The 22,902-nt window shown below is 52.3% G+C and carries 16 protein-coding genes and 2 riboswitches; of the genes, 13 read left to right on the top strand and 3 right to left on the bottom strand.

Annotated features, from left to right (window positions below):
- Positions 1-46 precede the first annotated feature (46 nt).
- Together ACSHSR_RS17515 and ACSHSR_RS17510 are read left to right on the top strand one after the other, a co-directional pair.
- On the top strand, positions 47-652 hold the full coding sequence (locus tag ACSHSR_RS17515) for a DUF2238 domain-containing protein (protein WP_107005047.1): 606 nt from the start codon (positions 47-49) through the stop codon (positions 650-652).
- Positions 653-863: 211 nt separating this feature from the next.
- Positions 864-1,529, top strand: coding sequence for a helix-turn-helix transcriptional regulator (locus ACSHSR_RS17510; protein WP_025008979.1), 666 nt, complete (start codon positions 864-866; stop codon positions 1,527-1,529).
- A gap of 1,330 nt (positions 1,530-2,859) precedes the next feature.
- Here the strand turns inward: ACSHSR_RS17510 and ACSHSR_RS17505 are convergent.
- Together ACSHSR_RS17505 and ACSHSR_RS17500 are read right to left on the bottom strand one after the other, a co-directional pair.
- Positions 2,860-4,296, bottom strand: coding sequence for a curlin (locus ACSHSR_RS17505; RefSeq protein ID WP_479630994.1), 1,437 nt, complete (start codon positions 4,294-4,296; stop codon positions 2,860-2,862).
- Between the two features lie 18 nt (positions 4,297-4,314).
- Positions 4,315-4,743 (bottom strand): curlin, encoded by a 429-nt coding sequence (locus tag ACSHSR_RS17500; protein ID WP_025008981.1) that lies wholly within the window; start codon positions 4,741-4,743, stop codon positions 4,315-4,317.
- Between the two features lie 411 nt (positions 4,744-5,154).
- Here ACSHSR_RS17500 and ACSHSR_RS17495 point away from each other — a divergent pair, with 411 nt between their 5' ends.
- The 6 genes from ACSHSR_RS17495 (at position 5,155) to katB (ending at position 13,825) form a co-directional block, all read left to right on the top strand.
- The gene (locus tag ACSHSR_RS17495) at positions 5,155-7,656 is read left to right on the top strand and encodes a S8 family serine peptidase (protein ID WP_028779405.1); all 2,502 of its coding nucleotides are present in this window, start codon (positions 5,155-5,157) and stop codon (positions 7,654-7,656) included.
- 419 nt (positions 7,657-8,075) lie between these two features.
- Positions 8,076-10,667 (top strand): extracellular exonuclease ExeM, encoded by a 2,592-nt coding sequence (gene exeM, locus ACSHSR_RS17490; RefSeq protein ID WP_479630993.1) that lies wholly within the window; start codon positions 8,076-8,078, stop codon positions 10,665-10,667.
- Positions 10,668-10,785: 118 nt separating this feature from the next.
- The gene (locus tag ACSHSR_RS17485) at positions 10,786-11,223 is read left to right on the top strand and encodes a PaaI family thioesterase (RefSeq protein WP_025008982.1); all 438 of its coding nucleotides are present in this window, start codon (positions 10,786-10,788) and stop codon (positions 11,221-11,223) included.
- Positions 11,224-11,261: 38 nt separating this feature from the next.
- Positions 11,262-11,732, top strand: a complete 471-nt coding sequence (locus ACSHSR_RS17480; RefSeq protein WP_025889350.1) for a cupin domain-containing protein — start codon at positions 11,262-11,264, stop codon at positions 11,730-11,732.
- A 10-nt stretch (positions 11,733-11,742) separates the two neighbouring features.
- Positions 11,743-12,030 carry a YgjV family protein gene (locus ACSHSR_RS17475; RefSeq protein ID WP_044735110.1) on the top strand — a complete coding sequence of 96 codons (288 nt, stop codon included), beginning with the start codon at positions 11,743-11,745 and terminating at the stop codon, positions 12,028-12,030.
- 331 nt (positions 12,031-12,361) lie between these two features.
- Entirely contained in the window at positions 12,362-13,825 is a 1,464-nt protein-coding gene (gene katB / locus ACSHSR_RS17470; protein ID WP_044735109.1) for a catalase KatB, read from the top strand.
- A gap of 64 nt (positions 13,826-13,889) precedes the next feature.
- On the opposite strand, the gene ACSHSR_RS17465 is transcribed toward katB, so the two are convergent.
- On the bottom strand, positions 13,890-14,447 hold the full coding sequence (locus ACSHSR_RS17465; RefSeq protein ID WP_187575501.1) for a TMEM165/GDT1 family protein: 558 nt from the start codon (positions 14,445-14,447) through the stop codon (positions 13,890-13,892).
- 92 nt (positions 14,448-14,539) lie between these two features.
- A riboswitch (yybP-ykoY riboswitch) is annotated at positions 14,540-14,642 on the bottom strand.
- Between the two features lie 231 nt (positions 14,643-14,873).
- A riboswitch (cyclic di-GMP riboswitch) is annotated at positions 14,874-14,958 on the top strand.
- Between the two features lie 98 nt (positions 14,959-15,056).
- Here ACSHSR_RS17465 and gbpA point away from each other — a divergent pair.
- The 5 genes from gbpA (at position 15,057) to ACSHSR_RS17440 (ending at position 22,891) form a co-directional block, all read left to right on the top strand.
- A complete protein-coding gene (gene gbpA, locus ACSHSR_RS17460) occupies positions 15,057-16,484 on the top strand; it encodes an N-acetylglucosamine-binding protein GbpA (protein ID WP_479630992.1) in 1,428 nt (475 codons plus the stop codon).
- Between the two features lie 574 nt (positions 16,485-17,058).
- Positions 17,059-18,327, top strand: a complete 1,269-nt coding sequence (locus ACSHSR_RS17455) for a dicarboxylate/amino acid:cation symporter (RefSeq protein WP_201314547.1) — start codon at positions 17,059-17,061, stop codon at positions 18,325-18,327.
- A 215-nt stretch (positions 18,328-18,542) separates the two neighbouring features.
- On the top strand, positions 18,543-18,980 hold the full coding sequence (locus tag ACSHSR_RS17450) for a hypothetical protein (protein ID WP_044735944.1): 438 nt from the start codon (positions 18,543-18,545) through the stop codon (positions 18,978-18,980).
- A 424-nt stretch (positions 18,981-19,404) separates the two neighbouring features.
- The gene (locus tag ACSHSR_RS17445) at positions 19,405-20,598 is read left to right on the top strand and encodes an aromatic amino acid transport family protein (protein WP_479630991.1); all 1,194 of its coding nucleotides are present in this window, start codon (positions 19,405-19,407) and stop codon (positions 20,596-20,598) included.
- Between the two features lie 136 nt (positions 20,599-20,734).
- Positions 20,735-22,891, top strand: coding sequence for a S46 family peptidase (locus ACSHSR_RS17440; RefSeq protein ID WP_479630990.1), 2,157 nt, complete (start codon positions 20,735-20,737; stop codon positions 22,889-22,891).
- Positions 22,892-22,902 lie beyond the last annotated feature (11 nt).

The following is a 22,902-nucleotide window of genomic DNA, read 5'->3' as shown; positions in this document are numbered from 1 at the left end:
GTATTTTTTCCTAATTGAGAACAATCACTGGCATAAGGAAAGTGGCTTGAAAAACACAATTATCTGGCTGGTCATTTATTTTGTGGTACTTATCTGGTCGGCGATAGCGCCTAAAGATGATTTCACTTGGTGGCTGGAAGCGCTGCCTGGGATGCTGGCGCTGCCGATACTGTTTTTTACCCGCAAACGTTTTCCGCTGACTCCGCTGCTTTATGGCCTGATCTTGGTGCATTGCCTGATACTGTTTGTCGGCGCCCACTACACCTATGCCGAGGTGCCGCTGTTCGATACTTTAGCACAGTGGATGGGCTCTGAGCGTAACAACTACGATAAACTGGGTCATTTGGCCCAAGGATTTATCCCGGCAATGATTGCCAGGGAGATACTGCTGCGTAACCAAGCAGTGAAACCTGGTGCCTGGTGTGCTTTTCTAGTCAGTTGTTTTGCCTTGGCCTTGTCGGCTTTCTATGAACTGATTGAATGGTGGGTTGCCGCGGCTACAGGCTCAGGTGCCGAGGCCTTTCTCGGCACCCAGGGCTATGTCTGGGATACCCAGTCGGATATGCTGATGGCTCTTATCGGTGCCATCGCCGCCCTGCTGGTTTTATCCTCATTTCATGACCGCCAGTTGCAGCGTCTTGGCGCCGATTGACAGGTCGGGACAGAGAGAGCCATATACAGTCTTTACAATATTTCATCTGGCAATGCGACTAAAGATTGTTAGAATCATACTTTATGGTGATGAAAACCGGACACTATCTGGTCAGAATCATCTTATACTTTTTGTGTAAGCTCACGGAAAGTGATTAAGGAAGCTATCCCTTTAGGGGTATGAGCGAGACTTTTCAGGGAGAAGAGTAAATATGAGTAGTATCAATGAGTTGGTTTTTATAAACCAGATAGCCGCCCCTTGTCATTTGGCCATACTGGCCGAGTCCATTGGTCTTAAGACCCGTATAGTACGCCACCCGGAACAGTTGGATCCGCAGAAGAGCGATAGTACTTTCTATCTAATTTCTCAGAAGGGGTCGGCGCTGGACAATAAGGGCATTCCTCTGCTGGCCAGCCGTCTGGTCTCTCATGTTCCTGTCGCCCTCTATCAAGTTGCCAGAGGTTCACTGGATCAGGAGTCGGCTATGTTGCTGGGGATCCGCGGGGTACTTTATTCAGATCAGCGCATCGATCTTATGCTTACTGGCCTGCGCAAGATGGTGGCCGATGAGCTCTGGTACGACAGAACCCTTATCAGCAAGATGTTCCGTAAGCTGGTCAAGACCTTGGACACTGGCAATGAGATGTCGGCCGATACGGTTTCCATGCTGCAGATGTTGACCCGGCGTGAACGTACCATTATTCAGCTGGTTTCCAGTGGTGCCAGGAATAAAGAGATAGCCCAACGTCTGTGTATCAGTGAGCATACGGTCAAGGCGCATATTTCATCGATTTTCCGCAAGACTCAATCTCGTAATCGAGTCGAATTGTTGCGTTGGGCCCAGACCTATCAGAGTCACTTCGATCTCATCAGTTGATTTGTCGCTAGATCCAGCCTGAACTTGGCCCCGAATGGGGCTTGTTTATGCTTTGATGGCTTTTATGTAAGCCAAGTCAGTGGAAAATTCCTGTCAGAGTGCGGCAATCGCCGCAGCTTTGAGCTTTTTTGCGCGTCGGGAATGGCTTTCAGCCAAAGCCATGATAGCCGTTGTGCCTGCGGCGTAAAGTCGTGGAGCTTAAGCATTCCAATCTGTCCATAGCTTGCGCTCATGAGCATACTCGTCACCGGCGAGTGTTCGCCTTCAGCTACGTTATTTGCGCCAAAGGCTCTCGGCGACACCGAGGAGGGATTGGAGCAACTTTGTGAGAGCTAACTTGTTTGAAGCTACCTATATGCCTGCAGACATACACCTCATTTTCAGGCACAGGCGGAACTGTGACCGTCGAAAACAAGGATGTTTTCGTCGAGGCTACAGGGACGTATTCACGCCGTGTCACAGGATCGCCTGTGCGAGAGCGCACCGCAGGTGATGGGCTGTAACTTAGCTGGCAGCTAAAACCAGGTTTATTAGTGATATTTGGTTCAAAGCCATGATAGCCGCTGTGCCAGCGGCCTAAAGTCGTGGTGTAAATGCCTCCATGCACAACGGCCAGTTCGCCATTCCTGGCTCTCGCTCGCAGCCAGTCGCTGCGCGACACTCGCCAAACCACACCGGACAAGGGCACCCCGACGTAGCCGAAATCCCCGCTGGCTTATGAAGCAAATTGGCTACACTCAGGACTCGCCAAATGCATCCATGCATAAGGGCCAGCTCGCCTTCCTTGGCTCGCGCTCATGAACTTGTCGCTTCGCAACATTCGCCCTGCTCGACCTTCGAGCCTCGACCTCCCTGTCTCGGCTACGCCAATTTACAACAACGCTGGCAGCGGCTCCGAAGGGGAGGGGAATTGGTGTAATTCTGTTAGCACTGAGTAGCTTGAAACATCTGAAGTGTCTGCAGACATACACCTCATTTTCAGGCACAGGCGGAACTGTGACCGTCGAAAACAAGGATGTTTTCGTCGAGGCTACAGGGACGTATTAACGCCGTGTCACAGGATCGCCTGTGCGAGAGCGCACCGCAGGTGATGGGCTGCAACTTAGCTGGCAGCTAAAACCAGGTTTATTAGTGAGATTTGGTTCAAAGCCATAATAGCCGTTGTGCCAGCGGCGAATACTCGCCTTGTTATTCGATGTTTATGGTATGGGGTTCCCAAGAAACCGCTGGAACCATGAGTTTTCAAGCCACAATGACTCACGCTCAGTTGGCAATTGGGCAAACAAAAAGGGAGCCAAGAGGCTCCCTTTCGCATAAAGCACCAGAGTGATTAGTTCTGGATAACAGTGGCAACGTTGTAGTCACCGCTTTGGGTTACGCTGATAGCGTTGCTGGTACCGGCCTGAGAACCGACAACCAGGTTTTCGTTACCGCTTTGGGTGATCATCAGGCTGTTACCTGTACCAACCACGGCGAAGGCGCCGCCGTCAACACCGCTCACCCAGTTGTTGTCGCCGCTTTGAACAATTTGAGCCAGGTTGTCATCACCGAGGATCAGCAGGTCTACCAGGTTGAGATCACCGCTTTGAGTGGTTTCGATATCGGCATTGTCATAGCCAACAACAGTGACCAGAGCTTCGTTGGCGCTGCCATCTTGCTCCATATCAACTTCGTTGTTCTCACCTTCCAGCTCGGCATAGGCAAAGTTCTCAGTGCCTTCCTGATGGATTTCGATCTGGTTGTCTTCACCTGTGGCGAATGCAACCAGCTCGTTGTAATCGCCCTGTGAAGTCAGGTCCATGCTGTTGTCAGTGCCATAGGCGGCGGCAGTCGCGAAGTTGGTGCTGCCATCCTGCTCCAGGTCGATGTTGTTGTCGTCACCCCAGATTTGGAATTCAACGCCGTTGGTGTCGCCTTCCTGCTGGATATCGACTACGTTGTCGCTACCTTGAATATCGGCAACCAGCAGATCGCCTACCGCGTTGCCATCACCTTTCTGGTAGATTTCAACGTCGTTGTCATCACCTGTGGTGAATTCGAGTACTGCGGTGTTGGCAGTGCCGGTTTGCATCATTTCGATGTTGTTTTCAGAGCCGGACAGGGCGTAAACAAAACCAGTGTTCAGATCGCCTGCCTGATCGATTTCGATGCTGTTGTTATCACCGGCAACGCCACGCACGCCACCTATGTTGCTGTTGCCTTCCTGCAGTACGGTCACAGAGTTGCCGTTGCCTACGTTGGGGCTGAAATCAACGGCTATCATGCCGGCTTCGTTGTTGTTACCGTTTTGGCTGATATAGCCGGAGTTGTCGCTGCCGTTGACACGGAATACTGCGAAGTTGGTGTCACCGTTTTGGTTTACTTCGGCGCTGTTGTTGTCACCGATCAGCTCAACATTGGCTTCGTTGAAGAAACCGGATTGAGCGACAGTTGCAGTGTTGACGTTACCGTCTACATCGACGCTGGCCACGTGCCAGTCTTCATTCTGAGTCACTATAACTTTGTTTTCGTCGCCCTTGGAATCAACATAGACTTCGTGCCAAACACCGTCTTGAACCACGGTGGCTTCCTGGGCAGAACCTTCCTGATTGATGACTGCCAGGTTCAGAATGCCGGTTTGCTCGGCATAGACTTCCTGACCTACAGTGCTGCGGCTCTGCTGGTTAACTGAGATTTCATTGACACTGCCGGCGAAGGCTTGGGCACTCATACCCAGACCCGTTGTGATAGCCAGTGCAATCAGTGACTTTTTAGCTTGAGATTTCATTAAACGCTCCCTGTGTTTTTAATACTGCGTGATGCTGATAGTGGCAGCATCGGCAATTTGTTGTATCGAAAAATTGGCGCTGCCAAGCTGGTTGAGTTGCACCAGATTGTCATTGCCTATTTGAGTGATGTTTGCCTTATTGGCGTCACCCACCTGCATCATTTCAACCTGGTTATTGACCCCGAGTTGTACTACTTGTGCCTGATTTCCAAACCCGGCCTGGGTGAGGATGGCGCTGTTGTCAATTCCGGCTTGAACTATGATGGCTTGGTTGAAACTGCCTTGTTGCATCAGGTCGACCAAGTTGTCGCGACCCTGAGTTTCCAGCAGTGTCTGGAGGGTGACTGGCAACTCCTGTAGTGCATTTACCTGGCGCTCTGTCGCTGCTGTACCAAGACTGGTCAACAAAACGGCTGAACCAAACAGGATTTTTGCGAGTACCGACACCTAAGACTCCTTTTCGTACATATCCTTGATTGAACCAGAGTGGAACAAATCAGCAACAAAAGTTACGCGTATGGGACGGGTGCCGCAATCGGAGTTAAAGGCTATTTAGGCTTTAGTCGATATTGTCTGGGTTTGAAGGTTTGATTTTATTTAGTATATTGAAAAATAAGTTTTTATTTTTATTTTTCAGATGTTTTTAAGATTCAAAATACCTAACCCGTCTAGTATCAAAGTCGTATTTTTCAGTTTGCTACTTTCTCTCTTGTTTTCATTGCGGTAACAATCTATTTGCAATAAATAAACGCCGGATTTCACTCGCTGGCCATTGTTTGCCTGTCGTTTCAAGGAAGTGCCGCAGATGCAAGCCGTTCCGGATACCAAGGGATTATAAGGACTATAGGAAGCCCGAATATGTTGAAAAAATTCTCGCCATTGGCAGTGGCTGTCGCTGGTGTTATGGCGCTTGGCGCCGCTCCTGCAATGGCTAAAAACGAGATCCGTTACGCCAAGGACTCTATCCTGGTGGTTTACAAGGATAATGCCACCAAAGAGGAGCGCATCGCGGCTCAGCGTCTGGTTCGTGGCACTCTGCGTGATGCCAATGCCGATGGTATAGATGACAAATTTGCCCGCTTGCTCGATGGCCGTCTGGCCAAGCTGAATCTGCGTCAAGGCGCCGATATTGAACAGGCGATCAAGATGATCTCCAGCCACCCAGCGGTTAAATATGCTGAACCCAACTACATTCTGCGGGCCATAGGCATGCCGGATGATCCCCGTTTCCCTGAGCTCTGGGGCATGCACAACACTGGGCAAACCGGTGGTGTGGCTGACGCCGATATTGATGCTCCCGAAGCCTGGGATGTCACTACAGGCAGCTCGGATGTGATCATTGGGGTTATCGACACCGGGGTTGACTATAACCATCCGGACTTGCAGGCCAATATGTGGGTTAACCCGGGTGAAATTCCGGGTAACGGCATAGATGATGACGGCAACGGCGTGATTGATGATGTTCACGGTTTCAGCTCGGCCAACAATAATGGCGATCCCATGGACGGCAACGGCCATGGTACCCATGTATCCGGCACCATTGGCGCCAAGGGCAACAATGGTCTGGGTGTGGTCGGGGTTAACTGGGATGTGAAGATCATTGGTTGTCAGTTCCTGACTCCTGCCGGTACAGGTTCTACCGCAGATGCCATCGCCTGTATCGACTATATGACTGATCTCAAGGTGAATCATGGCGTTGATATTAAAGCAACGAACAACTCCTGGGGCGGCGGTGGTTTCAGCCAGGCGCTGAAGGACTCCATCGAAGCCGCCGGTGAAGCCGGTATTCTGTTCCTGGCTGCGGCCGGTAATGACACCAGTGACAATGATGTCAGCCCTCATTATCCGTCCAACTATGAATCGGACATAGTGATGTCTATCGCCAGTACCGATAGCTCGGATGGTATCTCCTGGTTCTCCAACTGGGGTGCTACCAGCGTAGACATGGCGGCGCCTGGCAGTGCCATTCTGTCAACGGTTCCAGGAGGTGGTTACGAGAGTTATTCGGGTACTTCCATGGCTACGCCTATGGTGACCGGGGTGGCGGCTCTGGTGTGGTCCATCAACCCGGATCTGACACCGCTTGAGATGAAAGAACTGTTGATGAATTCGGGTGATGCCAATGCGGCCATGACTGGCAAGAGTGTTGCCGGTACCCGTCTGAACGCGGCCAACGCGCTCGATCAAGCCAACCCAAGCCCAAGTTATCGCTTCAGCGTGACTCCGGCTGCCCGCACTATCGAAGCCGGTGAAAGCACCAGCTATGACTTCAGTGTCGGTAGTGTGGCCGGTTGGGATGGTAGTGTTGAGCTGAGTGTCAGTGTGGAGCCTGCTCTGGAAGGGGTATCTTTGTCTGCCACCAGCGTGGGTGCCGGTGACAGCTTTACCCTGAACGTAGCCAGTACCGCCGAGACTCAGTGGGGCGATTACGCCATCACGGTATCGGGTAATGACGGCAGTATTGAAAAGAGCAGTGTGGTGAGCCTGGAAATCATCCCTCAAGGGCTGAATGACTTCCCATACAGCAATGATACCCCAGTGGCTATTGCCGATAACACCACAGTGACCAGCACCATTGAGATCGCCGATCCGCTGCAGATCTTTGGTGTCAATACCAACGTCAACATCAGCCACACCTGGATTGGTGATTTGACAGTGACCCTGACTTCGCCATCCGGCACCGAAGTGGTGCTGCATAATCGCGAAGGCAGCAGCAATGACGATATCGTCAAGAGCTGGGATCTGGGCGACTTCAACGGTGAAATTGCCCAAGGTACCTGGACTCTCAGCGTGACTGACCATGCCGGTGGTGATACAGGCACCCTGAACAACTGGGGTATGGTGATCACGGCGCTGGGTGAAGCCGGTCCTTCAGCACCTAATGCCGGCTTTGACTATCAAGCCGAAGGTTTGAGCGTCAGTTTCAGCAATAGCAGCTCTGATATCAATGATGATATCGCCAGCTACCACTGGGATTTCGGTGACGGCTCTGTCTCCAGCGAGGCAAACCCTCAACATGTGTATGCTGAGGCCGGTACCTACACAGTGACCCTGACAGCGACCGATGCCACCGAGCTCAGCGACAGTGTCAGCATGGAAGTGCAGGTATTTGCCCACAGCATCTCTGCCGATATCAGCCGCGCCCTCAAGTCCCGTCGTGGCAGCGCCATGGTTGATGTTAACTGGAATGGTGCCCTGGGTGATGAAGTGGCGATTTTCCGCGACGGCGAACAGGTTGCGACCACCGCCAACGATGGCCAGTTCCGTGACCGCTTCAATACCGAAGCCAATAGCGTGACTTATCAGGTTTGTGAACTGGGAGCCGAGCTTTGCTCTGATCCCGTTGTTGCTCAATTCTGATAACCCAAATAGATGAAAGCGGCCATCCGGCCGCTTTTTTATGGTCATATCGCGCAAAAATTAATTTTTGATGACGGGGAGAGATAATTAGTTTCGAGGTTTACTGATTATTTGATGTAAAAATATTTGTCTATTTTATCGACCATATCATACGGCTTATTATATTTTTTTGAAGACAGGCTTTATTTGTTGTCTAACTATTTATTTGTTAAATAACAGCTTGGGTTGAAACAGGGTTTTCTGCTTTGTTCTCAGTTGAGAACATGGTGGTTAACTAATGATTTATATAGAATTTGCGTTCGGTATAACTGTTGCCTAAATGTGATTAAACCACTTCAATTGACCGTTCTTCTCTGGGACAATCCCGCGGCACGTTAATAGAAATTAACGGCATTATTACAATTAAAGGGGTTGATAATATGGATAATGTTAACAAGCTGACAGCCATTGCGATTGCCGTGGCTGCCACCATTCCAGTGATGGCCAATGCCGATGTTTTAATCAGCGAATACGTTGAGGGCAGCGCCAATAATAAAGCCATAGAGCTATATAACTCAGGTGATAGTCAAGTCGATTTAAACGGCTATAAATTGGTGCGGTATAAAGATGGCGCTACTGATGCCTCCGATATGCTGGTATTGGATGGCCAAAGCATGGCGGCCAAGGGGATTAAAGTGATTCTGCATCCCAATGCAGAAATAAGCTTGCCTGCTGGAGTCGACAGTCTCAAGGGCAATCTCTATTTCAATGGCGGTGATGCGGTAGCCCTGATGAAAGATGGCGTCGTCGTCGATATTGTCGGCGCCGTGCCTACCCCAGCCGACTGGGGCCTGAATATCACTTTGGCCCGCAGCAAGTCGGCGCTCACTGCCTCGACGCAATTCAATGCCGCCGATTGGCAACCTATGGGCACTGATAACTTCAAAGGACTCGGCAGTCTGGATGAGGCTGCAGCCCCTGAAGTTACGGCATTCAGCTGTGATGGCGTCACGCTGACACCCATCTATGAAGTGCAGGGGAGCGGAGATCGCAGTCCGTTGGTCCCTGAGGGTAAGTTCGAATCCGACAGCGAATACACCCTCAAGGGTGTGGTCAGTGCCCGTGGCGACAGCCTGTTCAAAGGCTTTTATCTGCAAGATCCCAAGGGAGACAACTCGCCTTTCACCTCCGACGGCATCTTTGTATTCCTAGGTGAAGCAGCGCCGGAAACAGTGCAGCCCGGTGTCGAGGTTTGCGTACAGGGTAAGGTCAAGGAGTACTATGGCCTGACTCAGTTGGATATCAAGGCTGACAAAAAATTTGCCGTGGGTGAGTTTACCCAACTGCCGGTGGCTGCGCCTTTTTATGTGGCAGATGGTGAAAGCCTGCAGCAAGCGCTGGAGCGCTTTGAAGGCATGAAGGTAGTACTGGATGCCGGCAGTGATCTCAAGGTCAGCCGTAACTTCAGCTTTGACTACGATGCCCGTCGCAACAATCTTATGTTGTCTCACAAGGCGCCGCTGCTGAAGCCGACCCAGGTACACCTGCCGCTGTCGCCAGAGGCGATGGCACTGGAGCAAGCCAACCGTGCCAACCAATTGTTTGTTGAGTCAGACTTCAAGGCCAAAGACGGCGAGCTGCCCTGGATGCCGGACTTCAACCCAGAGACAGGTTATCTGCGGGTTGGCGACCAGTTAACCGGTCTTGAGGGGGTTATAGGATACAGCTATAACCAGTATCGTCTGGTGGCAACCAACAGTATTACTCCTGGGGATATATTGCGCGGCGACGATCGCAGCCAAGCACCGGCTATTGCCGAGAAGGGGGATATCCGGGTCGCCAGCTTCAATGTGCTTAATTTCTTCAACGATGCCGTAGGTGGTGACGCCAATCCAACAGGTGATAACCGCGGCGCCCTCAGCGAAGAAGAGATGCTGTTGCAACGCACTAAAATAGTCAATGCCATTACCGCCATGAACGCTGACATAGTGGGTTTGATGGAGATTGCCAACAACGGCTTTGGCGAGAAAAGCGCCATCCGCAATCTGGTCGATGCGCTCAATGAGCAGCAAGCCGATGAGGATATCTATGCCTTTGTAGAGATAGCCGATACCGACAAAAAAGATGGCAAGTATCTCGGCGGCGATGCCATTACCGTGGGCATGCTTTATCGCCCCGCCAGGGTGACTCCGGCAGCCGAGGCTTTTGTGATTGCGACTCCAGAGCAGCATGCTGCTGAAGCGGTTGCCAGCCGGGAAGTCGATGGCAAGCAGGAAACCAGCCCCGCCTTTGACAAGTATCAGCGCTACAGTCTGGGACAGAAGTTCAACATAGCAGATCAGAGCCTGACTCTGGTGGTGAATCATCTCAAGTCCAAGGGCTCGGGTTGTCTTGAGGATTGGCTGAACTTTGATGAGAACCGGGATCCTCAGGATCTGCAGGGTAAATGCAACGCCTTCAGGGTGTCAGCTGCCAAAGTTCTGGGGGAAGCCTTGCAAAAGATCGACGGCGATCTCCTGGTGATCGGCGATCTCAATGCCTATGGTCTGGAAGATCCTGTGCGGGTGCTGACCGACTATGATGCCGCCCAATCGGAGCGGGTTCTGCGTACCGCCTCCTGGACCACTCTGAACGGTAAGGTCTATGAGCATCAGGGAACTGAAATCAGCAAGGGGTATGGACTTATCAACCTCAACACCTTGGCCCATGGTGTCGATACTTTCTCCTACAGCTATAACGGTGAGTTGGGAAATCTCGACCATGCACTGGCCAACGCCAGTCTGGCGGAGCGTTTGGTTGCTATTGAAGACTGGCATATCAACTCGGTCGAATCCAACATGTTCGAGTATGGTAAGAAGTACACAGGTGAATTGCCCAAGTCTGACAATGCCTTCTCGGCTTCGGATCATGACCCTGTGATAGTGGCACTCAGCTATCCTGCCAAGGTTGAGCCTTCCAAGCATGATGGTGGTGCCTTGGGGTATCTGTCACTGCTGTTTCTCGCAGCATTGGGGCTGCGCCGCCGCTGCTAAAGCTCTCAAGTCTTGATTGACACCCACCCGGTCAGAGGATTGTGCTGGCCGGGTTTACTTGGATACAGGCGGCCAAGTACACTGATTTTTCTATTGGAGTACTAAGGATAACAATAAGATGAGTATTTGGTTTCGACCCATCACCCTGGAAGATTGTGCCAAACTGGATGCCGGTATGGGGGGCAAAGGCACTTTGATGCAGACCCTGGGGATCCGCATCACTGAGATAGGTGATGACTATATGGTAGCCAGCATGCCGGCATCTCCGGCTATCCACAACCCACTTGGGATAGTACATGGTGGTGCCAATGTGGCGCTGGCAGAGACGGTGGCCAGCTATGCCGCCAATTTTGCGGTGGACTTTGAAAACTACTATTGTGTAGGTCAGGAGATCAACGCCAATCACCTGCGGGCAGCCCGCAATGGTGAACTCAAGGCAACAGCCAGAGCCGTACATTTGGGCAAACGCAGCTCTGTCTGGGAAGTGCTTATTCACAACAGCGCCGGTGAGCTGACCTGTATTTCCCGTATGACCGCGGCCGTGGTCAAGCGCTGACAGCTTCACTCAAGGGCGCTCTGACTCAGGGGACAGAGATGAATGCCAGGGAGTTTCTGCTGAAAGCCAGTGAGATAGACGCCATGAAAGGGGAGGAACGGACGCATTTCCTCAACCCCAATGCTGTGCGACTTAGGAAATCTCTCGGTGATGTCATCGGCCTTGCTCATCTTGGAGTGCATCTGATTGAGCTGGCGCCCGGGCGTGACAGCACCGAATACCACCTTCATTATTTTGAAGAAGAGTGTATTTATGTGCTCGAAGGTGAAGGCGAGGTGTGTATCGATCAACAAGTCTTCGCCATCGGGGTCGGGGACTTTATCGCTTTCCCGGCCGGCAGTGTGGCTCATGGCATGAACAACACTTCCGAGAGGCCGCTCAAATATTTAGTCATGGGACAACGCCTCAGCCATGATGTGGCCGACTATCCTTATAAGGGTAAACGCCTTTATCGTAATCAGGGGTGTTGGGATCTGGTGGATCTCGACACCATTAGCCATCCCAAATAGGGGATCTTGAATGGATACAATCAATATATGGGAATGGGTCGGTTATCTGGCATCGGTAGTGGTGGCCATCTCTCTGATGATGTCCAATATCAAACGACTGCGCTGGTGGAACCTGCTTGGAGCGGCGCTGTTTGTTGCCTATGGAATCGCCATTGCTGCATATCCTGTGGCTTTGGTGAACTTCTTTATAGTGCTTATCGATGCCTATTACCTGGTTAAACTCTATCGTAGCCCAGAGCCTGATTTACAGGCCGCCCCTCAGGCAAGCCCGGAAAAATCTGAGGATCAGCAAGGCTGACAACCCGGTGTCAGGGGGCCCCAGACGCCAGTTTCTATAAGGTTTGTTGCTTTTGTGACAATGTGCGTTTGCTCTGCTTCAGCCGTTTTTCATCTCGACTGGCAGTCACTGCTATCTCGGTTATGCATTTCTTTTCCCCGCTTCTCAATCCCAAACCCCATTTAATCTATAAATAGAATTGTGATAATCAGTTTTAATCGTTTTTAAAAATATCGTCGCCTGACTAAGATGACCACATCGCCAATACGACTGCTCAAGGGAGCACCTATGGCCACCATATTTGATGTGATTGAAAACTGGTTAAACGAGACAAAGGATTAAGGAGCACGAGATGAGTCAGAAGCAATATATCACCAGCCAGAGCGGCGCCCCCATCGCAGACGATCAGAATTCCCTCTCCGCCGGAGAGCGTGGTCCCCTGTTGCTGCAGGACTGGCACCTGATTGAAAAGTTGGCCCACTTCAACCGCGAGCGGATCCCTGAGCGGGTAGTGCATGCCAAAGGCACGGGTGTTTACGGCACCTTCACAGTGACCAATGATATGAGCCAATACACCATAGCCGAACATTTCCAGGGGATTGGCACCCAGACCGAGGCCTTTGTTCGCTTCTCGACCGTAGGCGGTGAGATGGGCAGCGCCGATGCCGAGCGCGATCCCCGTGGCTTTGGGGTTCGTTTCTACACCAAGCGCGGTAATCACGACATTGTGGGCAACAACACCCCCACCTTCTTCCTGCGTGACGGCATCAAGTTTCCTGACTTTATCCACACTCAGAAGCGTAACCCGCACACCAATTTGAAAGATCCTCAGGCGATGTGGGACTTCTGGTCGCTCAACCCAGAGTCATTGCATCAGGTGACGGTATTGATGTCTGACCGAGGCATTCCGGCTAACTATAGGCAGATGCATGGCTTTGGCTCGCACACCTTCTCATTTTGGAATGCCAAGGGTGAGCGCTTCTGGGTCAAGTTCCACTTCAAGACGGAGCAGGGCATAGCCAACCTGACTGAAGAGCAGGCCGCCAAGGTGAAGGGAATCGATCCGGATCATGCCCAGCGTGATATGGTGGCGGCAATCCAGGATGGCAACTTCCCCCGTTGGAAGCTCAAGGTACAGATAATGCCGGAAGCCGATGCCAATACTTACCATATCAACCCGTTTGATTTGACCAAGGTTTGGCCACATAAGGACTACCCGCTGATTGAGGTTGGGGTACTGGAGCTCAATCGTCTGCCTCAGAACTACTTCGCCGAAGTAGAGCAGGTGGCACTGGCGCCGAGTAATCTGGTTCCCGGTGTTGGCGCGTCACCGGACAAGATGTTGCAGGCTCGCCTGTTTGCCTACGCCGATGCCCAGCGCTATCGGATAGGAGCCAACTATAACCAGTTGCCGGTGAACTGCCCTCACGCGACTCAGGCCAATCATCATCAACGTGCCGGTGCCATGGCCGGGGCTCAATGCCCTTACCATGGTAGCCAGACAGGTGGCGATGCGTCGGCAAACTATGGCCCCAACTCGCAGCCAAGCGGCCTGCAGGATGCGACCGAGTTCAAAGAGCCACCGCTGCGCCTGGATGGTGAAGCCGACAGATACAGCCGTTATGGCCAGGATGACTACACCCAGGCTGGCAACCTTTACCGCTTGTTGCCGGAAGAGGAAAAAGCCAGGCTTATCAGCAATATCTGCGGTACTCTGAGTCAAGCGACTCAGGATGTGCAGCAGCGAATGATTGGCCACTTTAGCCAGGCCGATGCCGACTACGGTCGCCGGGTGCAAGAGATGCTGGCCAGCTGATAGCGGCACGCCGGAAATAACAGGGGCAGCTTGAGCTGCCCCTTTTGCGCTGTCAGCGGTTTCCCTATTCCCACAGCAGGGTGGCTATCCCCAATAGGGCAAACAGCAGGGAGCAACCTCTGTGGATCCAGGTCATGGGCAGCTTGTCGGCACTGAAATGGCCAGCCAGCACCACGGGAACATTCGCCAGCAGCATGCCGACAGTGGTGCCTGTTACTACCATCAGCAGGCTATCGTATTTGGCCGACAGCACCACGGTTGCGACCTGGGTCTTGTCACCCATTTCGGCGATAAAGAACAGTAAACAGGTGGCCACAAAGGGGCCATAACGGTAGAAGCGGCTCTCTTCGGCATCGACCTTATCGGGCACTAGCACCCAGAGGGCGATGGCAAAGAAACTGCCGGCAACAAGGTAACGGCCGATATCGGCGCTGAGCCAACCCATGGCCCATTGGCCCAGCCAGGCGGCGGCAAAATGGTTGAGCAGGGTGGCGACAAGGATCCCTGAGATAATCGCGGTCTTGTTTTTGAAACGGGCGGCCAACAACAGGGCCAACAGCTGAGTCTTGTCACCGATTTCGGCTACGGCGACAGTGAGAGTTGAGGCGATGAGTGCTTCCAAAATGGGCGTTCCTTCGGGGTGGCAAAATTCCAAGCACAGTCCACCGCCCACCCCTTTATATTTGTGCGGTATACCGTGCTCAGGTCTTGCCTGGCAAGCCTAAACTTGCTGTAAGCACCATGGCATGAGGCCAAGTGTGTTGATGCTTACCCCTGGGCGGGACCCAGGTTAGCTACTCCCCTAAGACAGAGGCGGCCATTATAACCATAAAGCTCGTCATGGCAACACTGGTCGGCTCAGTGACAGGGGGATTTTACGGTATTTCGTTTATCCGATATGAATCAAGCAGATGTTGTGATGCTCAGCATGCTGTACGCATTGTCTGTTTTAACTTTTTGGTTTTTAAAGAAATTCTTCTTTGACATCGTTGTCATTTTTGCCTTTACTCGTAGAACTCTCAGCCGCAGGAAACTGAGGTGGGAGCTTCTGGGTATTTGGCAAACTGAGCGAAAGCTCAGGACGCAAAGCTTCCGGTCTAAGGCCCTCGGGTTAAGATAGCGGGGCTGCCACAGTCGCTGACTGTGTCTGCAACAGAGTCATTCTCTTGTGTGCCCAAATACCGCTTGTTCAAGGAACTGTCGTTAAGGCAGCAAAATGGAGTATTGCAAAGTGGTTAAATCATCATTTAAAACAACAGCTTTGTCCTTGGCATTGGCAGCCGCTGGGGTAGGGTTATCTACCCAGGCGTTGGCTCATGGCTATGTGAAAAGCCCAGAGTCCAGAGCCTACGCCTGTAATCAACACAACAACACTAGCTGTGGTGCGATTCAGTGGGAACCCCAAAGCGTCGAAGGGCCTTCAGGATTTCCGGCGTCCGGCCCGGCCGATGGTCAGATAGCCAGTGCCGGAAATGCCAGTTTCAGAGAGCTGGATCAGCAGTCATCCAGTCGCTGGACCAAACAACCTGTGAGTGCCGGCCCCATCAACTTTACCTGGCAGCTGACCGCCAATCATGTTACCCGCGACTGGCGTTACTATCTGACCAAGCAAAACTGGGACCCCAACGCACCTTTGAGCCGGGCGGCCTTTGAGTCCGAACCATTTTGCAGTGTCGATGGCGGCATGGTGCAGCCTCCCAAGACGCTGACACATCAGTGTCAGTTGCCACAGCGTAGCGGTTATCAGCTTGTGCTGGCGGTTTGGGAAGTGGGGGATACCAGCAACAGTTTCTACAATGTCATCGATGTGAACTTTGACGGTGCAGCCCCGACTCCTTCCGAATGGCAGGACGTGGGGAATATCAATCCGTCCCAGGATCTTAAGGCTGGCGATCAGGTGTTCACTCGGGTGTTTGGTGACAACGGAGAACAACCTTCGTTGTCGACCCGGCTCACCATAGCCGATGCCGGGCAGGGTAATCATAATACCTGGCCCAGTTTGTTGGCTGAGGCGATCAATGCCGGTGGCAGCGGCCTTAAGGCGGGGCAATTGAATGCCGATGGTGAGATAGTGCCCGTCTATGGCAAGAATGATGTCTTCGCCCAGAATGATTCCGGGATTACCCGGGTCGAAACTGGTTTTGAGTTGGCGCCTCTGCCCGGCGGCGATTTCAGTGTCAGCGGCCTGAGCGACAATTATGAGATAGTCGATGGCAAGGCCAGCGTTGGCTTTACTGTAACCACAGATGCCAGAATGCAGGTCAGTGCCTTTATCAGTACTCATGACGGCAAGGCATCCGGTTCTGCCGTGCAGCAGATTGACAATAACAGCGCCGACTTCAACATCGAAGTGCTGGAGCCCGCTGCCGGACATTACCACATGCAGTTGAAGGCTCAGACCCAAGAGGGCAAGGAGCTGACCCAGGAGTTTGGTTTCTTCCTGCGTCAAGCCGGTGATGCGGCGCCGGCGGATTTCCATTTCCCTGATGGTTTGGGGTCATACACAGAGGGAACCAGGGTACTGCAGCCCAAAGATGGCAAGATATACCGTTGCAAGCCCTTCCCGGAAAGTGGTTATTGCCGCCAATGGTCGGCCAGTGCGACCCAGTTTGAACCCGGTGTCGGCAGTCATTGGCAACTGGCCTGGATAGCCGAGTGATAAGTGCTTTCCAAAGCTGACTCGATAGCCGCAGCGACTGCTGCGGCTACTGTTTCATGCCTGGTGGTCTTTTCAAGCGCAACAATGCCGTGAAGTAACTCACTAAATTAGTTGGATAAATAAAGTTTCATCTTCAGTTAATCTGGTTTTCTTTTTAAAAGTTTCCATCTTAATAGTTAGTGTCGAAACATTTTTAATAATTTGAAATTTATATAGAATTGGACACTGACTCGCCTTATCCCGCCAATCGAGCCTGTAGTGCAAGCGCCATTTTTAGCCGTCAGAGATGACGGTGACGACTTGCCCACCCAGTCTTAAGGCTTCCCTTCCGGGACGATACGTTTCAAGATGCTGACGCTCATCGGCTTACTCCAGTGGCAATCTCACCGTCTTCCAGGACTGCTTAATGCCAGTTTTTGCCTCCATAGGATATGCATGTAAGTCATGAGCGTTATTGAAGACATTCTGTCTGGATCTGAGCTGGCTTTTTTATGCATTTCTCTGGCCTTATGGCCTTTTGCACCCCTGCGTTGGTGGCGGATCCATCTCCCAGGCATTCACTGGAGCACGACACATGATAATGAAAATGAACAAGTTGACCCTGTCGATTATTCTCGCCATGTTGCTGGGTATTGCGACAGGCCAGATTTTGCGCTGGTATTCCCCCGAACAAGCCCAGACCTTTGCAGACAGCATTACCATACTCACAGATATATTCCTTAATCTGATCAAGATGATCATAGCTCCCTTGGTGTTTACCACCCTGACCGTGGGTATCGCCAAGATGGGAGATAGCCGCACTGTTGGCCGGGTCGGCTTGAAGACACTTTCCTGGTTTATTATGGCCTCGGTTATCTCGCTGCTGTTGGGACTCTTGATGGTCAGCTTGCTGGAGCCGGGAGTGGGGCTCGACCTGGCGCTGCCGGACAGCCATGCCGTGACAGGCCTGGAGGCCGGTGGTTTGAGCCTGAGAGAGTTTGTCTCCCATGCGATCCCCAAGAGTGTTATCGGTGCCATGGCCGACAACGAAATTCTGCAGATAGTGGTGTTCTCACTCTTCTTTGGTTTGGCGGCTGCGGCTTGCGGTGAACATGCCAAGCCGGTGATTTCAGTGCTCAGCAGCGGCGCAGATATCATGCTCAAGGTGACAGCTTATGTGATGAACTTTGCTCCTTTTGCCGTATTTGCCGCTATAGGTGCCATGGTGGCCAAGGAGGGCAGTGGCATATTGCTCACCTATGGCAGCTTTATGGGGCAGTTTTATCTTTCCATGGGGCTGTTGTGGTTGGTGTTGATTGCTGCGGGTTCCTTGTTCCTCGGCGGCCGTATCCGTCGTTTACTGAGCTTGATGCGTGAGCCCTTGCTGCTGGCATTTTCCACCGCCAGCTCTGAGTCGGCCTATCCGAAAATGTTGCAGCGGCTTGAAGAGTTTGGCTGCAGCAAACGTATCTCCAGCTTTGTGCTGCCAATGGGTTATTCCTTCAACCTGGATGGCTCCATGATGTACTGCACCTTTGCCACCATGTTTATTGCCCAGGCCTATGGCTTTGAGCTGAGTCTGGGGCAGCAGTTGACCATGTTACTGCTGTTGATGGTCACCTCCAAAGGGATGGCCGGTGTGCCCAGAGCTTCGTTAGTGGTGATTGCTGCAACCCTTGGGCAATTCAACATTCCCGAGGCGGGGATCCTGCTCTTGCTCGGGGTCGATCACTTCCTCGATATGGGCCGCTCGGCCACCAATGTGCTGGGTAACAGTATTGCCGCCAGCGTGGTGGCCAAGAGCGAGAATGCCCTTAGTGACACCGCTGACATAGTTCCACAGCCACAAGCTGAGGTCGCATAATTCAAACAGGATACTTGAGGCGTGATTGACTCGGTTAGGATCCACTGTGATACCTGAATAATTTTGGTATCGCATTGAATTTTATTGAAATTTTTAAATCCGGGTAAGTGTGAACCTATTGGGCGTAGAATCATTGTCAAACCTCAGTACAAAAATGCTAGGCTGCTAGGGTATTTCACTGGATTGCGGATATGGAAAGCAATATGGAAGGTCGCATGGAAAGAAAAATAACCAGGATCCCTCAGGGAGAGAATACGGCGCAATGGATCTGGGAAAATCTGGTTCCCGATTCGGGGCAATCGGAGACAGTTCAGGGCGAAATTCTCCGGGCGATTGAGAAGTTGGCCCACGAAGCCCAGGCAAACGGGAATTTTAACTGGGATCAAGGTTTTCAAAAACTGGTGTCTTTTCTTAAGGATACCTTGCTCTCGGAAAAGTCCTTTTCTGAAACTACCAGAATCTCTATCGAAAGAGATTTATCCAGGTTGGAACACTTTATCTTTCCCACTGAGCTCAAAGACAGGAGTGACGCACACCTCCTGCCATGTGTGGATGATGAGTTGTATGATAGGTTGACCGATAACCTGGTGGAGTTTTGCCGCTTCAACCCGCAAACGATTCCGCTGAACGACAAGTATCAAAACTACAGGTAAACTTTAGCCCCGGCCCGGCATCTGCTCTTGTTTCCAGAGCCTGCAATGCCGGGTTATCAAGCTGTTCGCTGAGCAGGAACCGGCCTGCTTTTCGCCTCAGGGCCGATAGTCGCGCTTCCCCGCTTGCCCAAGGGCTGTGGCTCTGTTAATGTCCCGGTTAAGTCAATTTTTTGAGAAAGAGCCTCCGTGTTGAGTTTGCATCTCTGCAGTCCCAAATTCCGCTGTCCACGATTTAGTTAGCCCCAGTGGCTTGGTGGCATACCTCTTCTGTTTGCTGAGCTGTTGGGGCCAATGAAACTCCGTAAGGCGGAATTTCATCTGCGGCCAAGACGTTACAGCTTGCCAGCTGCGCTGACAATTCGCCTTTCCCATGAGTTAAATCTGACCTTAAAGATAACAAGACAAAAGAACAGGACGAATTTTAGTGAACTTAAAAATATTGGGCTCTATAGCCATAGTCGCGGGTACTGCGATTGGCGCCGGTATGTTGGCCTTGCCACTGGCAACGGCAGCCATGGGCTTACTGCCGGCACTGTTATTGATGTTGGTCATTTGGGGCATTTCCGCCTACACCTCACTGTTGATGTTGGAAGTCAATCTGCGCTCCGGCGTGGGGGATAACCTGCATGCCATCACAGGTAAAGCCTTGGGTAAGACGGGGCAACTGATTCAAAGCGCCGCTTTTCTCAGCCTGCTGTTTGCCCTGACCGCCGCCTATCTGACCGGCGGCGCCGATCTCTTGGTGCTCAAGGCCAAGGCCTGGTTCGATATGACCCTGGATGGCCAGGACGCGGTACTCTTGTTTACCCTGGCTCTTGGCAGTTTTGCCGCCTTGGGAGTCGGTTGGGTCGATAAGCTCTCCCGCGGGCTGTTTTCTGCCATGATAGTCATGCTGGTGCTGGTGGTACTGTTTCTGCTGCCTGAGGTGAATATGAATACCTTACTGGAGCAGGCGCCGACCGATTCCTATGCCAATGTGTGGCTGGCCGCAGTACCTGTGGTATTTACCTCTTTTGGTTTCCATGTCTGTATTGCTACTCTGGTGCGCTATCTCGATGGTGACACGGTTTCCCTGCGCAAGGTGCTGCTGATAGGCTCCGGCATTCCGCTGGCCTGCTATCTGCTTTGGCTGTTGGTAACCCTGGGTACCGTTGGCGGCGATACCATTCACGGTTTTGGTGGTTCACTGTCAAAACTCATCAGTGCCTTACAGGCCATCAGCGAGCAGCCTTTGGTGAGCAAGTGCATTGGGCTGTTTGCCGACTTGGCGTTGATCACCTCGTTTCTTGGAGTGACCCTGAGCCTGTTTGACTTCAGCGCCGAGCTTATCCGTGCCAAGAGTAACTTTGTCGGCCGCTTGCAGACCTGGTTGCTGACCTTTATTCCGCCGCTGGCCTGCGCCCTGTATCTGCCCGAAGGTTTTTCAGCGCTGCTGGGTTTTGCCGCCGTGCCTTTAGTGGTGATCATCATCTTCCTGCCGATAGCCATAGCACTGAAACAGCGGCGTGAGTCGCCGGAAGGCTACAAAGTTGCCGGTGGCAAGCTGGCGATGGCGCTGATGGCCCTCCTGGGGATAGGCATTATAGCTGCCCAGCTGTATGCGACGCTGGGGGCCTAAGACAAGCCCTTTGTAAGGGAATTTTTCCGAGTCTGTAGCCGCTTGGTAGTCTGTGTTAAAGTCGGGACTTGTGCCCGGCTTTTTTGTTGCACAAAAACAACAAATTGAACTGATACCAGCGAATGGACTTACTAGAATGAAAAAATGGTTACTTGCAACGGCCATAGCCACCAGTTTTGGTGCTCAGGCCGATGAGGGCATGTGGCAGCCCTACCAATTGCCGGCCATGGCCGATAAACTCAAGGCCAAAGGACTGGAAATAGACGCCAAGTCTATTTCCAAGCTGACCGAATTCCCGATGAACGCCGTGATAAGCCTGGGCGGCTGCACCGCGTCTTTCGTTTCGCCCAAGGGCCTGGTGGTAACCAACCATCACTGTGCCTACGGCTCCATCCAGTACAACTCCACCCCGGAGAAGAATCTGCTGCGTGATGGCTTCCTGGCGAAAAACTTTGCCGAAGAATTGCCGGCAACTCCGGGCTCGCGGGTATATGTCACCGAAGAGGTCACCAATGTGACCGACAAGGTCAAGCAAGGCCTGGACAACAAGCAGGGCGACGCTTTCTACAAGGGCGTCGAGGCGGCCGAGAAGTCACTGGTGGCCCAGTGTGAAAAAGAAGATGGCTATCGCTGTCAGGTTTACAGCTTCCACGGTGGTCTTGAGTATTATCTGGTGAAGCAGCTGGAAATCCGTGATGTCCGCCTGGTGTATAACCCGGCGGCCAGCGTGGGTAAGTATGGCGGTGATGTCGACAACTGGATGTGGCCGCGCCACACAGGTGATTTCTCCTTCTACCGCGCCTATGTCAACAAAAATGGCAAGCCGGCCGATTTCTCCAAGGATAACGTGCCTTACGAGCCCAAGAGCTTCCTCAAGGTGTCGGCCAAAGGGGTCAAGGAAGGGGACTTTGTGATGGTGGCCGGTTACCCGGGCCGCACCAACAGATACCGCACCGGCAATGAAGTGGAAAACCAGTTTGAGTGGTCTTACCCACAAGGCAAGGAGCTGCGTGAGCGCTTTATCGAAATCATTAAAGAGACGGCCCCGGAAGGCAGTGATGAGCGCATCAAGTACGAGAGCCTGATCGCCGGTCTGGCCAACTATGCCAAGAACTTCACCTCGATGATCGAGTTCTATGGTAAGTCGACCATGCTGGAAGACAAGCGTACCCTGGAAGCCAAGCTCAAGAGCTGGATCGATGCCGACAGTAGCCGCAAGGCCCAGTATGGCGAGGTGTTGGCACAGCTGGACAAGCTGGTCGCCCAAAGCCAGGCGGATCAGCAGCGTGACATTATCCTGGGCTATCTGGGGTATACCACTATGTTGCCGACGGCCCGCGAACTCTATCGTCTGGCCAATGAAAAGGCGCTGCCGGACATGGAACGTGAGCCGGGTTTCCAGGAGCGTGACATGATCCGCTTCAAGGCCGGTATGGAGCGTATCGATCGCCGTTATGCCGCCAGTGTCGACAAGGCGCTGGTGTTTGAGATGCTCAAGCGTTATGCGGCGCTGCCCAAGTCTGAGCGCCTGCCTGCGCTGGACAAGTACTTCGGCATAGGCAACAAGCTCGATGAGGCCAAGCTGAAGAAGACTCTGGACAAGATGTACAAGAATACCAAGCTGGATAACAAAGATGTGCGTCTGGCCTGGATGGACAAGTCGGTTGCCGATTTCAAGGCCTCGAAAGATCCTATGATTCAGTTTGCCGTGGCCTTCTATGACACAGGTATGCAGCTGGAGCAGAAGAAGAAAGAGTTGGCCGGTGAGCTGATGAAGGTGCGTCCTCAGTACATGGAAGCCATCATTGCCTACAACCGCGAGCAGGGTAAACCTGTGTATGCCGATGCCAACTCCAGCCTGCGGGTGACAGTCGGCCATGTGAAGGGCTACTCACCCAAAGATGGTCTCTACGCCGTACCTTTCACTCGTCTGGAAGGCATAGTGCAGAAAGACACAGGGGTTGAGCCTTTCGATGCTCCCAAGAAAGAGCTGGAGCTTATCAAGGCCAAGCAATACGGTGACTTCTACTTCAAAGATATTGACTCGGTACCGGTCAACTTCCTCTCAACTCTGGATACCACAGGCGGTAACTCAGGCTCGCCAACCCTCAACGGCCGCGCCGAGCTGGTGGGACTGCTGTTTGACGGTGTTTATGAGAGCATCATAGGTGACTGGAACTACGACGATAACATCAACCGCTCCATTCAGGTGGACAGCCGTTACATGCTGTGGGTGATGAAGTATCTGGATAATGCAGACAACCTGTTGCAAGAGATGGAAATCGTTAAGTAAGCTTCGCCATC

Source organism: Shewanella sp. VK101 (assembly GCF_056497865.1).
The sequence above is the reverse complement of the archived record's forward strand: the minus strand, read 5'-3'. Positions and strand labels throughout refer to the sequence as shown.

Bases quoted from the DNA above. Each gene is read 5' to 3' on its own strand.
- ACSHSR_RS17510 (WP_025008979.1), top strand. From the start codon at position 864: ATGAGTAGTATCAATGAGTTGGTTTTTATAAACCAGATAGCCGCCCCT.
- ACSHSR_RS17505 (WP_479630994.1), bottom strand. From the start codon at position 4,296: ATGAAATCTCAAGCTAAAAAGTCACTGATTGCACTGGCTATCACAACG.
- ACSHSR_RS17495 (WP_028779405.1), top strand. From the start codon at position 5,155: ATGTTGAAAAAATTCTCGCCATTGGCAGTGGCTGTCGCTGGTGTTATG.
- exeM (WP_479630993.1), top strand. From the start codon at position 8,076: ATGGATAATGTTAACAAGCTGACAGCCATTGCGATTGCCGTGGCTGCC.
- ACSHSR_RS17485 (WP_025008982.1), top strand. From the start codon at position 10,786: ATGAGTATTTGGTTTCGACCCATCACCCTGGAAGATTGTGCCAAACTG.
- ACSHSR_RS17480 (WP_025889350.1), top strand. From the start codon at position 11,262: ATGAATGCCAGGGAGTTTCTGCTGAAAGCCAGTGAGATAGACGCCATG.
- ACSHSR_RS17475 (WP_044735110.1), top strand. From the start codon at position 11,743: ATGGATACAATCAATATATGGGAATGGGTCGGTTATCTGGCATCGGTA.
- katB (WP_044735109.1), top strand. From the start codon at position 12,362: ATGAGTCAGAAGCAATATATCACCAGCCAGAGCGGCGCCCCCATCGCA.
- ACSHSR_RS17455 (WP_201314547.1), top strand. From the start codon at position 17,059: ATGATAATGAAAATGAACAAGTTGACCCTGTCGATTATTCTCGCCATG.
- ACSHSR_RS17450 (WP_044735944.1), top strand. From the start codon at position 18,543: ATGGAAAGAAAAATAACCAGGATCCCTCAGGGAGAGAATACGGCGCAA.
- ACSHSR_RS17440 (WP_479630990.1), top strand. From the start codon at position 20,735: ATGAAAAAATGGTTACTTGCAACGGCCATAGCCACCAGTTTTGGTGCT.